Source organism: Paenibacillus piri (assembly GCF_004354045.1).
In the GTDB taxonomy this organism is placed as follows: domain Bacteria; phylum Bacillota; class Bacilli; order Paenibacillales; family NBRC-103111; genus Paenibacillus_S; species Paenibacillus_S piri.
The window spans coordinates 51,770-65,263 of the sequence record NZ_SMRT01000021.1; the positions used below are offsets into that span (position 1 = coordinate 51,770).

Below are 13,494 nucleotides of genomic sequence, written 5' to 3' on the forward strand. Positions count from 1 at the left end.
CGCGCCTCATACGGACGGCCCGCCATCCCCGGATGGCGGGCCGTTTTCTTATAATGATAGAAAGTATAAGTTTTCAGCGGAGCTGAAGCTTTCTATCATTTCAAGAAAACCTACATATAAATCGCGGTCGCTCATCTTGGATAGGCCTCGATAGTGGTTTTCTTATCCCCCGGAACGAGCCGGATTTCTCGCTGATGGAGGCAGAACGGTATACTGCGCCTCAGGAATCCACGCATGGTTTGCGAAGTCGCGGCCCTTAATAACGACCCGGCTGTTAGGATACACTTCGACATACAGCCCTTCGCTGGCGTTTCCGCCGAGAGGCTTGTAGGCGCCGTTGCTGTCGGAGGTCCACGGATCGCTTGCGGACGAAGTGTTGACCATCGTGAACAAGTCCTGTACGAACGTTTTCGGCAATCTTAAATTCATATGGCTGTGGCTGGTGAACAATATGACTTGCGGAAAAGCGGATAAAATATTACGCAGCTCTTTATCCTGTATGACGGACCGGTAATTGATACAGCATTCGGAACCGGAAACCGTATCGCTTAACGGCTGATGCAAAAAAACGAAGATCGGTCTGTTCAAACCGTATGTATACTGCGCATTCAGCAGCGATTGGCGCAGCCAATCCAGCTGAGTCTGCGACAAATAAGCGTTCTCCGCATTATCCGGATTCGATTGCCGGTACTGCTCGGAGCCAAGGAAAATAAACGGAAAGCCTTGAATTTTTTTCTGATAGTACACGCTGCTCTCTCCGGTAAACTGCAGAAACCGCTGAATGGAAGCCTGCTCGGTCTCCCCGTTGGGGAACGTATCGGAGCTCCAGGAGCCGGAGCCTTTGAACCAGGATTTATAAAATTCATGGTTGCCGATCGACGCAAAGACGGATTGAGGATGAGGGTTTTCCTTCAGCAGGCTGTTGAGCGTCAAATAATCGCCCGGCAGCCCGTTGGTCAAGTCGCCGTTAAGAATAAGTGCCAAGGAATCGGGAGCGGCTTGCTGCAGATCCGCCAATGCGTTTGCAAATTTATTTTGGGATTCGCCGCTCCACGCTTCTACATGGATATCGCTGAGCACGCTGAAGCCGAACAGCGGTTTTTCCTCCGGCTGAGCGTCGGCGCCTGTGGGCAGTACAAACATCAGACATAAAAACAATGACAACAAAGCGGAGCCAATACTGGTTTTTCTCATAGAAACCTCCAAAAGATGTACGATCGCACGTTGTAACCGGAATTTGTAAAAGCTCGGTCGGAACATCGGTTAATAAGAGTCCAAATAATTCATTAACCGCAATTCTACATATTTAAACAAAATTAGACGATATTAGCATTTCCGTGAAACGCTCGTTGGGTCCAGGGAAATCATGCCAATTGTTTCAACGGGCGACTCTGTCTATTTTAGTGCTATTGGTTAAGTTTGTCAGCCCTCAAATAATATTCGACAGCAAATTTTGCATAGTGGGGGTCAGAAACCGCAATAAACATCGGTTTTCTTTGTCCGCGATATGCTAGAATAGATCGTGTAACGTGCCGGATCACGGCCGCGCCCTAAACGAGTCCTGCCGACCCAACGCATGCCTGTTTCATGACAGCGCTTGCTTGTAAGCGATTTAATGCAACCGGCGGGAGAACATGCAGAAGAATAAAGGAAGGGGAACGAAAATGAGAGTTATTCATACGGATCAAATACGCGATACGATCGCCATGATGTGCTGGGAAGCCTGCTATTATTTGCCGCAGGATATTTTGGACGGATTCCGCAGAGCGAGCGAAACCGAGGAATCGCCGCTCGGCAAAAGCATCATCGATCAATTGATTGAAAACGCCCAATTGGCGGCGGAGGAAGACCGTCCGTACTGCCATGATACGGGTCTGACTGTCGTTTATGCCGATGTCGGGCAGGATGTTCATATTCAGGGCGGGGATTTCACCGGCGCCATTCATGAAGGGATACGCAAAGGGTATAAAGAGGGGTATCTCCGCAATTCGATCGTCTCCGACCCGCTTATCCGTAAAAATACGAACGACAATACGCCCGGCGTCATTCATACCCGGATTGTTCCCGGCGAACAGATCAAGCTGACGGTTCTGCCGAAGGGCGGGGGCAGTGAAAATATGAGCGCCATGAAATTTTTGCTTCCCGGAGACGGTGTGGCGGGCGTAAAGAAATTTGTGCTGGATACGATTATCGCGGCGGGAGGCAGAGCTTGTCCTCCTTTGGTCGTCGGTGTCGGCATCGGAGGCAGCTTTGATAAAGTGACTGAAATTGCGAAGGAAGCGGTGCTCCGCGAGGTAGGCGCCTTCCATCACGAGGAGCATATCGCCCGGCTGGAGAAGGAATTGTTGGACGAAATCAATAAAACAGGCATCGGACCGCAGGGCCTGGGAGGTTCCAATACGGCTATTTGGGTTGCGGTCGAGACATATGGCTGCCATATTACGGCACTGCCGGTCGCTGTTAATATTCAATGTCACGCCGCCCGTAAAAATACGAAAGTGATTTAATGGTCTTTAGCAGATTGTTGATGAAAGGGGATAAAAGCCTGTTCCCACAGTTTATCGAAAATCTATTCAGGCGCGTTAAATCTCGGAAAGGACAGATGCCCATATGGCCAAAATTTATATCGAGACGCCGCTGACCCGCGAAAAGGCAGTGCAGCTGAAAGCCGGGGATGAAGTTTTTCTTAACGGAACGATTTATGTCGCACGCGATGCCGCACATAAACGCATGATCGAATTGCTGAAAAATAACGAGGAGCTTCCAGTAAATTTGAAGGATCAAATTATTTTTTATGCCGGCCCGACACCGCCCAAGCCGGGGCAGGTTATCGGCTCGATCGCTCCGACGACGGCTTCCCGTATGGACCCTTACACGCCCGCTATGTACGAGTACGGAGTTAAAGGCAAGATCGGCAAAGGGCCGAGAAGCAATGAGGTCAAAGAAGCCTGTGTCAAGTACGAAGCCGTATGCTTGTCGGCCGTCGGCGGTTTATCGGCATTGCTCGCCAATAAGGTCAAATCCGCCGAAGTTGTCGCATATGACGATCTCGGACCGGAAGCGATCCGCAAGCTCACGGTCGAAGATTTCCCGGTGCTGGTCGTTTACGATGCGCACGGCGGAGATCTGTACGAGCAGGAAATCGCAAAATACAGAAAAATATAAGGCGCGGATAATCTGAAGCGGGAGGACGGAATCGTTCCGTAGAAGCATAGCTTTCGCTTTTGTTTCCGGATTTCAGCGATTCGGTTGAATGACACGCCAGTGAAGCAAACATTTATCGCTGACTTGTGGAACGGAAGGGTATAATCGCGATCAAAATTGAAAACACTTAACGTAAACGTTTGCCGGCGGCAAAGGAGGCGCAGATTGTGTTTTCAAAGATCAAGTCGATGCTCAAGGATTACTTTATCGTTGAACCGCCAAGCGAGGATTATATTTATTTCCCGACCGAATATGGCGGATACCCTTTCTACAAAGTTTCAAGCGCAGTCGATGACGCGGTTAGCGACGAGGCGGATCAAGATACCGTCCAATGATCCGTTGTCTCCGTATTCATCCTCCCGTCAGCAAAGGGGGGATTTTTTTTACTCCGCTTTTTGTTCAACGTACTTGTCGATCGTATTCAGCACTTCGCTCAGCTTTTGGTGGCTGAAATGAATTTCCGAATTGCTGGCCTGGTAGCTTTTCTCATTTTGAAATACTTTAAAGCCCCTGTAATTCTCGTAAATGGTTCTCATGATCGTGTCTCTCCTGTTCATAGAAATGATTTTAAAAGTGGAAAACCAGAGCAGTTGTCTCATCGCTGTGGGTATATTGGGATATTTTACAACAAATTGGCAATTAAAACTACGATGGAAAAGCGGAAGTTTTGTCGCTTTGTGTTAAGGTCTCTTCATATTTTGCGACAATTCCGGTGCAAATGATACGGAAATGCAAATAAAACCAGCCGCCTGACGGCGCCTGGTTTCCGATTGATTATGAGTCGATGAGTCTTTTGGTTAGTTCAGGGTATGGGATGATCATAATGCCGGAACTGCCGGAAAGCGGCGTGGACCTGCGTACGGACTAGAGCTGTTCGACCTTATGGATCGCCTCGATCAGCACCCCGGCCGTCACCGGAAACGGCATATTGCCCATCGTGCCGTCCGGAGACAGCGATACGCGTGCGATTTCCTGCAGCTGACCGTCTGTTAAAGGCTCGGTAATGCCAAGCTCGCGCAGCTTGGAAGGCAGGCCGATCTGCTTATAGAAATCAAGCAGCTCCCGAATTTCCTCGGCCGGCCGGTTTTCCAGCACCAGCTGCGTGATAATGCCGTAAGCGACCTTTTCGCCGTGGTAAGCGTGATGCGATTCGGGCAGCGTCGTCAGCCCGTTATGCACCGCATGGGCGGCAGCGGAACGGCAGTTGTCCTCGCCAAGCCCGCCAACCAGGCCGCTGAACAGGATGACGGCGTCGACGACCTTTTGCAGCGCTTCCGAGGACCGGCCAGCCTTGGCATCGCGGATCGCGTCCTCACTGTCGGCCAGCAGCGTATCGAAGCACAGCTTGGAGGCTTGGACGCCTCCAATAGTAGGCAGGTTTTGCGGCTTGCCATCGGAGCAAGCCGTCGATTCGTACCATTTGGCGATCGTATCTCCGATCCCGGCGATCAGATACCGTACCGGTGCGGCAGCAATCACATCCGTATCGATCAGCACGAGCAGCGTGTTGCGGTAAAATACCGGAAAGTCCACATAAACGCCATCGTCCGTATACATGACGGACAAATTCGTAACCGGCGCGCATTGCGCGGCCAACGTAGGGATGGCGACCAGCGGCTTGTTGACGTCGTTGGAAAGCTTTTTCGCGGTATCAATCACTTTGCCCGCCCCGACGCCGACAATCAGCTCGACCTCGGGCTTGACCAACGCCTGCAGTCGTTTCACCTCGTTGTACGAGCACTCGCCGCGGTAAGGCACCACTTCATATTCGATTCCGGCCGCATCCAAACTCGCAATGAACGGCTCCTGGACGCTCGCCCACGATTTGGTACCGGTTACAATAAAGATGCGTTTTCCGAATTTGGCAATCCATTCGCCAGCTGTTTTCATCAAACCCGGTTCTTGAATATAAGCATTGGGCGTACCCGCCACGTAATGAACTTTGGACATGCTGCAAGCTCCTCCTTGAGTAACTGTGGTTCAAACGCACTCCTCACATTTTACCAGAGAATGGGGTCCCGGGTATAGTTAATTTCACGTTTAATCTGAATCGGCCTCGGCAATCTTTGAAAATGAGGCGCGTATCCTTTATGATAAAAGCAGATTGCAAACAGCAATGAATAACGTGGAAAGCGGGTGTGGGGATGAGCAATGAACTTGAAAAGCGGATGCGGGAATCGATCCGGCTGGCGGTCGAAAACGTACAGTCCGGTCAAGGCGGACCTTTCGGCGCCATTGTGGTCAAGGACGGGCAAATTATCGGCAGAGGCAGCAACCAGGTAACTACGCTCAACGATCCGACGGCGCATGCGGAAGTACAGGCGATTCGGGATGCATGCCGGCATTTGAATCATTTTCAATTGACGGGCTGTGAAATTTATACGAGCTGCGAGCCGTGCCCGATGTGCATCGGCGCGATTTACTGGGCCCGACCGGACGCCGTCTATTACGCCTGCAGCAAGGAGGATGCGGCAGCTGTCGGCTTTGACGACCAGTTTATTTACGAGCAGATTGCGCTGCCTATGGAGCGGCGCTCTATCGTGATGAAGCAATTGAAGCCGGATGAATACAAGCTGCCCTTCGAGCAATGGGCCGTCTCGGAAATCAAGAAAGAGTATTAAACCGCACAACTGACAAGTTGGATTTTTCACGGTATTGGGGAGCTGCAACGAATGAATCCGCGTTTTGTCGTTATTATCGCCGTATTATTACTGGTGTTCGGGCTTATTAATTATTATGTCGGCTGGCACGGTGCATTGTGGCTGGAATCGGCGCTGCACATTCATCCCGGACCGATATATTGGATTTGTTTTTGGATTATCGCCTTCTCGTACTTGCTCGGAAGGCTCGGCTCGCGGTTTTTGCCGCGGAGCGCCGCGAACTTCCTCAAGCTGATCGGCGCATATTGGCTGGCTATAATGTTTTTCGCGTTCGTAATGCTGCCGTTTGCCGATCTTGCAGCCGGCATAATGGCGCTGCTCAGGGTGCCGTCCTCGACCTACATTCCGGTTCTTGGAATGGTCGTCGCGTTCCTGATTGCGCTGCTTATGCTCCGCGGCTCGTGGAATGCGCGCAATCCGGTCATTCGCCGCTATGAGGCGACGATTGCCAAAAGCGCCGGAGAGCGCAAGAAGCTGCGGATTGCCGTCGCTTCCGATCTGCACCTGGGTTCTATCGTCGGCAATAAGCAGCTGCAGCTGCTCGTCGACCGGATTAATGCGCTGGAGCCTGATTTGATCCTGCTGCCCGGCGATGTCATCGATGACGATATCGAGCCGTTCATCAGCCGGCGGATGGGAAGCGTCATGCAGCAGCTGCGTTCCCGGCTCGGGATTTACGCCGTATTGGGCAATCACGAATATATCGGCGGCCACATTCGGCAGTTTACCGAGCAAATGAACGAGATCGGCATCGATGTGCTGCTGGATCGCTCGGTGCTGCTTGAAGACAGCTTCTATGTCATCGGCCGGAAGGACAAGGCGGTGGAACGGTTCGGAAGCCAAGGCAGGCTGGAGCTTGAGCCGCTGCTGGCCGATGTGGACAAATCGCGTCCGCTGATCCTGATGGATCACCAGCCGTACGGTCTGGACAAAGCCGAGTCGGCGGGCATCGATGTCATGCTGTCCGGTCATACTCACAGAGGGCAAATGGCTCCGAACCATTTCATTACAAGAAGGCTGTTCGAGCTGGACTGGGGCTTTTTGAAGAAAGGCGCTCTGCATGCGGTCGTTTCCTCCGGATACGGAACGTGGGGCCCGCCCGTTCGAATCGGCAGCCGATCCGAGATTGTCGAGCTTACGCTCCATTTTGAAGGGTAGAGCCGGAAGCTTCGAAGGCTTGGGCCAGCTTTCTTGAGCAGGAAGTTTCGCGCCAGATGTTCCAAATTTTATAAATAAATTGACAATATCAGGGTATGCGATTACAATGAGATCAAGTTAATAATCGTGATGGAGAATTAGAGAATCACACAAATTGCTTGTCATTAAATGATAAGGGCGATTTGTGTGTTTTTTTATCTATCATTGTGCAAGCGAGTTTTGAAACGGGCCCGTTTTGCGAATTAATTAACCCGTGTTTTATGAAACCGCTTACAAAAAGTAAGCGCTTAACTTGATTTTGAAAGAATGGGATGGTGTATGCAATTTGGCTTCCAACACAAACCTCGTATCGCAAAAAGCGGAAACCGGCGTGAAAGCCGCCAAGTCCAAATGGAGGGAGCAGACGTTCGCTTACTTTTTTCTCGCGCCTTCTTTGATCCTTTTTATAATGTTTTTATTTTATCCGATGCTTCGATCCGTCTACTTGAGCATGACGCTGACAGACCCCCGCGGACGTGTCGCCGAATTTGTCTGGTTTGACAATTACATCGATCTGTTCTCATCCGGCCAGTTTTTTTCCAATTTGAAGGTGACGCTGCTGTTTATTCTGTTCACGGTGCCGACCTGCATCATATGGTCGCTCTTATTGGCGGCTCTTACCCATAACAAGCTGAAAGGGATGAAAATATTCCAGTTCGTCTTTTCACTGCCCATTGTCATATCCGTCGGTACGGGATCGATCATCTGGTTTTTGCTGTTTCATCCCACTGCAGGCATGCTGAACTACTTCCTGAGCTTTGCAGGCATATCGAACATCAGGTGGCTGGCCGATCCGAACTGGGCGCTTCCTTCGATCTCGATGATGACGATCTGGATGAACATGGGCTTCATGTACATCGTGCTGTTGAGCGGCCTGCAGGGAGTTCCCGATGAGCTTTATGAAAGCGCTAAAATCGACGGCGCCGGACCGGTGCGGACTTTCGGTCAAATCGTGCTGCCGCTTCTTTCACCGACTATTTTTTTCGTACTGATCGTTTCGGTCATCAGCGCCTTCCAGGCATTCGGTCAAATTCATATTTTGACGAAAGGCGGGCCGATGAATTTGACCAATGTCGTCGTATATTCCATCTATCAGGACGCGTTTATCAACTTCCGTTTCGGCATCGGCAGCGCGCAGGCGCTCGTGCTGTTCCTTATTATTTTGGCGTTGACCGTTTTTCAGTTTAAAGTTTTGGAAAAGAAGGTGCACTATCAATGATGCTTCGCAGATTAAACTACACGCTGCTTTACGTTGTACTTGCGGCGCTCGCTTTATTCGTGTTGTATCCGCTCATTTTTACAGTTTTCTCATCGTTCATGACGGAGAAAGAGGTTGCGAATTTTCCCCCGCCGCTTTTTCCGCATCAGCTGTATTTGGGCAATTTCAAAAAAGCTATTGAAACGATGCCGGTCATCCGGTTCATCGTCAACAGCTTTATCGTTTCCGGGGGAATTACGGTATGTCAGGTTATAACGTCAAGCATGGCCGCCTACGCTTTTTCGTTCCTGCAGTTTCGGGGAAAAATTCCGCTGTTTCTGCTTTATTTGTCCACGATGATGATTCCCTGGGAGGTGACGGTCATACCGAACTACTTGACGATCCGGTCGTGGGGCTGGATGGATAGTTATCCGGGCTTGATCGTGCCGTTTATGGCCGGGGCGTTCGGCGTGTTTTTGCTCAGGCAGTTTTTTCTGCAGCTTCCGCATGAGCTGTTTGATGCAGGTAAGATCGACGGCTGCGGGCATATGCGGTCCTTTTTCTCCATCGTGCTGCCTTTGTCTCGTCCGGCTATTGCGACGCTGAGCGTCTATGTATTCCTGAATCATTGGAACAGTTATTTGTGGCCTCTGCTGATAACGAATAAACCGACGATGCGCACCGTTCAAATCGGGGTCGCGATGCTGCAGCATGAGGAAGTCAATTCGTGGAATCTTGTGCTGGCCGGAGTGACATTGGTACTCCTGCCTTCGTTTGTGCTGCTCGCGCTGGGTGTGAAGCAGTTGATCCGGGGCATAACCGCCGGGGCCGTCAAAGGCTAACCGGTGACAATTGCAGCTGAAGCTTCGGCTGCAGCCGTGAAAGCGGCAATCGCGAAGAATCGCTTCGTTCCTGGAAGCTTTCTTAAATATAACCAAATTTGAGGGGAGAACACGCTATGTGGGGTAAAAAGAAGCATGGAATAATGGCGCTGCTGCTTACTGCGGTTATGCTCACAGGAGCTGCCTGTGGCGGCGGTGACGGAAGCGGAGGCGGGGGTGGAAATGCCGCGAAGGAAGCAAACGGAGCAGACAAGGGAGGTTCTTCATCCGGCGCTCTGAAGAAGGTCACGTTCTGGCATGCGATGGGCGGGACAAATCAGAAAGTCGTTGAACAAATGGTTACCGATTTTAACGCATCGCAAAAAAATGTTCAAGTGGAAGCGATCTATCAGGGTACATATGACGACCTGCTCAGCAAGCTGAAGGCGTCGATGGGCTCCAAGGACAGCCCGACGCTTGTGCAAATGTACGAAATCGGATCCCGTTTTATGATGGATTCCAAAACGACCACGCAAATGCAAAAATTCATCGATATGGACAAATACGATTTGTCGCAGCTTGAGCCAAACATTGTCAGCTATTATACCCATAGCGGCAAGCTGGATTCGATGCCGTTCAATACATCCAACGCCATCTTGTATTGCAATAAGGATTTGTTTAAGGCTGCCGGTCTCGATCCGGAGAAGCCGCCGAAAACGTTCGATGAGCTGCAGAAATCGGCTGATGCCATTACGAAAACGGGCAAAGCAAGCGGAGCGAACTTTGCCATTTACGGATGGTTCATGGAGCAGCTGCTGGCGAATCAGGGCGCGGAATACGTGAACAACAGCAACGGGCGGAGCGCGCTTGCCACCGAATCGACGGTAAACGGGGATGCGGGCATCAAGACGCTGACATGGTGGAAAAACCTTGTTGATTCCAAAGCGGCGATCAATCTGGGCCGGAAAACGGACGATTCCAAGAAGGCGTTCTCGGCCGGTCAAGTCGGCATGATTCTCGAATCGACCGCATCGTTGAAAGGACTTGTCGACAGCGCCCAGGGCAAGTTTGAAGTCGGCACCGGATTTCTGCCAAAGCCGTCGGACGGCAAGGAAGGCGGGGTGATTGTCGGCGGCGCGAGCCTGTGGATTATGAACGACAGACCGGATGACGAGCAGAAAGCAGCATGGGATTTCGTCAAATACCTGGCTTCGCCGAAGGTGCAGGCATACTGGCACATCAATACGGGATATTTTCCGATTACGAAAGCCGCCTATGAGGACCAAACCGTCAAAGACAACATGAAAAAATTCCCGCAGTTTCAAACGGCGGTCGATCAGCTTCACCAAACGAAATCGAACTCTGCCACGCAGGGTGCTGTGATCGGGGTGTTCCCGGAAGCGCGACAAATCGTCGAAGGGGCCATCGAGGAAGTCATCAACAACAAGAAGTCGCCGAAGGAAGCGCTGGATGGAGCGTCGAAGGAAATTACGTCAAAAATTCAGCAGTATAACAAGACGGTTAAACAATAGAGGGAGCGAACTGCCCGGGAGGAAATCAAAATGTCAGTACAAAAACCGATGAACATCGCCCATCGCGGGGCAAAAGGAATGGCTCCGGAAAACACGCTGGCCGCATTCCGGCTAGGGCTGGAGCAGGGCTGCGAAGGGATTGAGCTTGATATTCACTTGTCGGCCGACGGAGAACTGATCGTGTGCCACGATGCGACGATTGACCGAACGACCCATGGAAAAGGCGCAATCCGTGAGCTAACGCTATCCGAAATCAAGAGCTACGACGCAGGGTATTGGTTCGGCGAGCAATTCCGTGGAGAAACAGTGCCTACACTGGGCGAGGTATTCGACCTGGTTCCCGCTTCCATCATGATCAACGTGGAGGTCAAGGATCACGTGGATGAACAAATCGAGCGGAAGCTCGTTGATTTCCTTCGTGAACGCGGTCGTCTGGACAATGTGGTCATCTCTTCGTTCGATCATAAATGTGTACGACGCATTAAGCTGCTGGAGCCCAACAGCAAAATCGGACTGCTGTACGCGTTTAATCTCGTGGAGCCAGCCGCATACGCCTGCAGCTTCGATGTGGAGGTATACTCGCTTCACCCGCACTTTAAGCTTGTCGATTCCGAGCTCGTCATAAAGGCCGGACATCATGGAATTGCCGTCTACCCGTGGACGGTCAACGAAGAGCGGGAGCTGCTTGATGTAACGGCTCTCGGAGTATCGGGTATCATTACCGATTTCCCCGGCCGCCTGAATGACCTGCTTGCAGCAAAGTGAAATCTTAACAATCGACCCCGGCTTATGGCCGGGGATTTGATACATCTTGAAGCTTTCGTTCATATCGAATGGATGACGGTTGACTTTCACGATTGATGTTATTGCTAATGAGATATCGCGTGTTCAAATCGTGATTACAATAGCATTAATCAGCACGGAATCGGAAATGATACATTTGGAACAACGAGTGTTAATCATGTCGATCTAACGCCTGGAACCGGTAATGTAACGTATTCATTAACCGCACTAACTATTACCGGTTCAGCGAATGCTATTGGAGCAATTACTTTTACTGGGGCCTTAGTACAACCTTAAGCAAAAAGCGGCTAATTCTATGTGGATTGGCTGCTTTTTAAGCGATACGCCCATGACGTTAAATTATATATGTGAGTCGGGGCATCTTTTCTTCTGAAAGTGTTACGGCAACAATTTCATGCTGGTTGGTGACCGGGGAGAATCGGTTTACTTTGACCCTGCAGCAGATTTCTTGGATGGGAGGGTGCATGCCCAAAGCAGAATGGCCAATGCACTGACAGCGGCTCCTAATAGGCAGACTCCGTTCCAACCGAAGTATGCATAGATATTAGTCGAAGCGATTGAACCGGAGGCGCTGCCGATCGAATAGAAAATCATATAGCCGCCGGTCAGTCTGCTGCGTGCCTCGGGACGTATATGAAAGATCAAACTCTGGTTGGTGACATGTACGGCTTGCACCGCCATATCAAGGAGCACAATACCAAAGATCAACGCGGGCAAAGAGCGTTCGGTATAACCGATCGGCAACCATGATGATAATAACAGAACCAGCGCGATGCCGGTTGTTCTTTGTCCTAATCCTCGATCGGCAAGCCTTCCTGCCCGCGCAGCCGCTAACGCTCCGGCAGCTCCGGCGAGACCGAACGTCCCAATCGCGGTATGGGAAAGTGAAAGTGGCGAACCGCTTAGAGGGAGCACCAGCGAAGTCCACAATATGCTGAATGCGGCAAAAATCAGCAGAGCCAGTAAAGCACGGCTGCGTAAGATTGGTTCCTGCATAAACAGTGTGATTACCGAGCGAAGCAACTGGAAATAACTTAGTGACGCTGCTCTTTTACCTTCATGATGCGGGAGCACCCGAAATAATGCGCCGGTCACTATAATCATCAAAGCCGCAGAGACCGAATAAACCGAACGCCATCCGGCGATATCGGTCAACAGGCCGGCGACGGTCCGCGCAAGCAGAATGCCGATGACCACACCGCTTGTCACCAAACCGACGATACGTCCGCGTTCGGCCGGGGCGGCCAAAGTCGCCGCGAACGCCACGAGCACTTGGGTCACTACAGCGAGCAGCCCGACTGCAGCCAATCCTGTAAGCAGCATTGTGCCGGTTGGGGCGAAGCTAACCACAATCAGGGCAATTACGGATAATAGCATCAGACAAGGAATCAACCGGCGTGGGTTCACCAAATCGCCGAGCGGCACGAACAGCAGCAGTCCAAGTGCATAGCTAATCTGGGTAACTGTAATGATTATGCCAACGGATGAATGAGCGATATTGAACTCGCTCGCTAAGACGTCGAGCAGCGGTTGCGCGTAATAGATGTTTGCAACGGACAAGCCGCAGGCAACTGCAAACAAAAGCGCTGCATAGCGAGATAGTGAAAATACGGAAACGGTATCGGATGCAATAACCGCTCTTTGGACCGGTCCCGCCTTTATGCCGCAATAATCTCCGTTAATACAAGCTGCCTTTTCTTCTGGGTATTCCATACTTCACACATCACCCTTCTCTGGATAAGATTAACGAAAGAAATCCACATGCCTGTAAAGTAGCTAGAGCATACATCATCCAATAGATGATCCAGCGAAACGAAAATCCTACGATAGATAGTGCAGGCTTTTTTATATGAAATGGCTTATTCATAAGGAATTCCTGCGAATATGCAGGAGTTTTATTTTTCTAATCAGTATATTGTACCGATTGGTAATTTATGATGTGTGTAATATAACTTTCTCTAATATGTTTTGTCAAGAAGTGAGTTGCGTTTTATGAGATACAGATTATCTGAAAAATTCGGAATGTACTCGATATTACTGGGTTCGATATAAGAACCTTGATTTGACAGCAAGTGCAT

The 13,494-nt window shown here is 50.7% G+C and carries 13 protein-coding genes; 9 read left to right on the forward strand and 4 right to left on the reverse strand.

The genetic code is table 11. From position 1 onward, the window contains the following. Positions 1-162 precede the first annotated feature (162 nt). Positions 163-1,194: a metallophosphoesterase family protein gene (locus E1757_RS30200; protein ID WP_133235304.1), complete on the reverse strand. Its 1,032-nt coding sequence runs from the start codon at positions 1,192-1,194 to the stop codon at positions 163-165. Positions 1,195-1,664: 470 nt separating this feature from the next. Between E1757_RS30200 and E1757_RS30205 the strand changes: the two genes are divergently transcribed. The 3 genes from E1757_RS30205 to E1757_RS36045 all read left to right on the forward strand — a co-directional run bounded on the left by E1757_RS30205 (position 1,665) and on the right by E1757_RS36045 (position 3,539). Continuing rightward, positions 1,665-2,507 (forward strand): fumarate hydratase, encoded by an 843-nt coding sequence (locus tag E1757_RS30205; protein WP_133235306.1) that lies wholly within the window; start codon positions 1,665-1,667, stop codon positions 2,505-2,507. A 103-nt stretch (positions 2,508-2,610) separates the two neighbouring features. Continuing rightward, a complete protein-coding gene (locus E1757_RS30210) occupies positions 2,611-3,165 on the forward strand; it encodes a Fe-S-containing hydro-lyase (protein ID WP_133235308.1) in 555 nt (184 codons plus the stop codon). 206 nt (positions 3,166-3,371) lie between these two features. After that, complete coding sequence (locus E1757_RS36045) at positions 3,372-3,539, forward strand: hypothetical protein (RefSeq protein ID WP_165972361.1); 168 nt, start codon at positions 3,372-3,374, stop codon at positions 3,537-3,539. A gap of 48 nt (positions 3,540-3,587) precedes the next feature. Here the strand turns inward: E1757_RS36045 and E1757_RS36050 are convergent, their stop codons facing one another. Both E1757_RS36050 and E1757_RS30215 read right to left on the reverse strand, forming a co-directional pair. Next, positions 3,588-3,740, reverse strand: coding sequence for a hypothetical protein (locus E1757_RS36050; protein ID WP_165972362.1), 153 nt, complete (start codon positions 3,738-3,740; stop codon positions 3,588-3,590). 328 nt (positions 3,741-4,068) lie between these two features. After that, positions 4,069-5,154 carry an iron-containing alcohol dehydrogenase family protein gene (locus tag E1757_RS30215; protein WP_133235310.1) on the reverse strand — a complete coding sequence of 362 codons (1,086 nt, stop codon included), beginning with the start codon at positions 5,152-5,154 and terminating at the stop codon, positions 4,069-4,071. Positions 5,155-5,348: 194 nt separating this feature from the next. Between E1757_RS30215 and E1757_RS30220 the strand changes: the two genes are divergently transcribed. The 6 genes from E1757_RS30220 to E1757_RS30245 all read left to right on the forward strand — a co-directional run bounded on the left by E1757_RS30220 (position 5,349) and on the right by E1757_RS30245 (position 11,377). Then, positions 5,349-5,825, forward strand: a complete 477-nt coding sequence (locus E1757_RS30220) for a nucleoside deaminase (protein WP_133235312.1) — start codon at positions 5,349-5,351, stop codon at positions 5,823-5,825. 51 nt (positions 5,826-5,876) lie between these two features. Beyond that, positions 5,877-7,022 (forward strand): metallophosphoesterase, encoded by a 1,146-nt coding sequence (locus tag E1757_RS30225; RefSeq protein ID WP_133235314.1) that lies wholly within the window; start codon positions 5,877-5,879, stop codon positions 7,020-7,022. Positions 7,023-7,347: 325 nt separating this feature from the next. Further along, a complete protein-coding gene (locus tag E1757_RS30230) occupies positions 7,348-8,280 on the forward strand; it encodes a carbohydrate ABC transporter permease (RefSeq protein ID WP_425464869.1) in 933 nt (310 codons plus the stop codon). Next, positions 8,280-9,101 (forward strand): carbohydrate ABC transporter permease, encoded by an 822-nt coding sequence (locus E1757_RS30235; protein ID WP_425464870.1) that lies wholly within the window; start codon positions 8,280-8,282, stop codon positions 9,099-9,101. Before E1757_RS30230 ends, E1757_RS30235 begins: the two co-directional genes overlap by 1 nt. A 116-nt stretch (positions 9,102-9,217) precedes the next feature. Beyond that, positions 9,218-10,612 (forward strand): ABC transporter substrate-binding protein, encoded by a 1,395-nt coding sequence (locus tag E1757_RS30240; RefSeq protein ID WP_133235318.1) that lies wholly within the window; start codon positions 9,218-9,220, stop codon positions 10,610-10,612. Between the two features lie 30 nt (positions 10,613-10,642). Beyond that, a complete protein-coding gene (locus E1757_RS30245; protein WP_133235320.1) occupies positions 10,643-11,377 on the forward strand; it encodes a glycerophosphodiester phosphodiesterase in 735 nt (244 codons plus the stop codon). A gap of 462 nt (positions 11,378-11,839) precedes the next feature. Here the strand turns inward: E1757_RS30245 and E1757_RS30255 are convergent, their stop codons facing one another. Next, complete coding sequence (locus E1757_RS30255; protein ID WP_133235322.1) at positions 11,840-13,129, reverse strand: MFS transporter; 1,290 nt, start codon at positions 13,127-13,129, stop codon at positions 11,840-11,842. Positions 13,130-13,494 lie beyond the last annotated feature (365 nt).

Excerpts from the sequence above, each read along its gene's own strand:
- E1757_RS30205 (WP_133235306.1), top strand. The coding sequence starts at position 1,665 with ATGAGAGTTATTCATACGGATCAAATACGCGATACGATCGCCATGATG.
- E1757_RS30220 (WP_133235312.1), top strand. The coding sequence starts at position 5,349 with ATGAGCAATGAACTTGAAAAGCGGATGCGGGAATCGATCCGGCTGGCG.
- E1757_RS36050 (WP_165972362.1), bottom strand. The coding sequence starts at position 3,740 with ATGAGAACCATTTACGAGAATTACAGGGGCTTTAAAGTATTTCAAAAT.
- E1757_RS30210 (WP_133235308.1), top strand. The coding sequence starts at position 2,611 with ATGGCCAAAATTTATATCGAGACGCCGCTGACCCGCGAAAAGGCAGTG.
- E1757_RS30225 (WP_133235314.1), top strand. The coding sequence starts at position 5,877 with ATGAATCCGCGTTTTGTCGTTATTATCGCCGTATTATTACTGGTGTTC.
- E1757_RS30255 (WP_133235322.1), bottom strand. The coding sequence starts at position 13,129 with ATGGAATACCCAGAAGAAAAGGCAGCTTGTATTAACGGAGATTATTGC.
- E1757_RS30245 (WP_133235320.1), top strand. The coding sequence starts at position 10,643 with ATGTCAGTACAAAAACCGATGAACATCGCCCATCGCGGGGCAAAAGGA.
- E1757_RS30215 (WP_133235310.1), bottom strand. The coding sequence starts at position 5,154 with ATGTCCAAAGTTCATTACGTGGCGGGTACGCCCAATGCTTATATTCAA.
- E1757_RS30240 (WP_133235318.1), top strand. The coding sequence starts at position 9,218 with ATGTGGGGTAAAAAGAAGCATGGAATAATGGCGCTGCTGCTTACTGCG.
- E1757_RS30235 (WP_425464870.1), top strand. The coding sequence starts at position 8,280 with ATGCTTCGCAGATTAAACTACACGCTGCTTTACGTTGTACTTGCGGCG.
- E1757_RS30200 (WP_133235304.1), bottom strand. The coding sequence starts at position 1,194 with ATGAGAAAAACCAGTATTGGCTCCGCTTTGTTGTCATTGTTTTTATGT.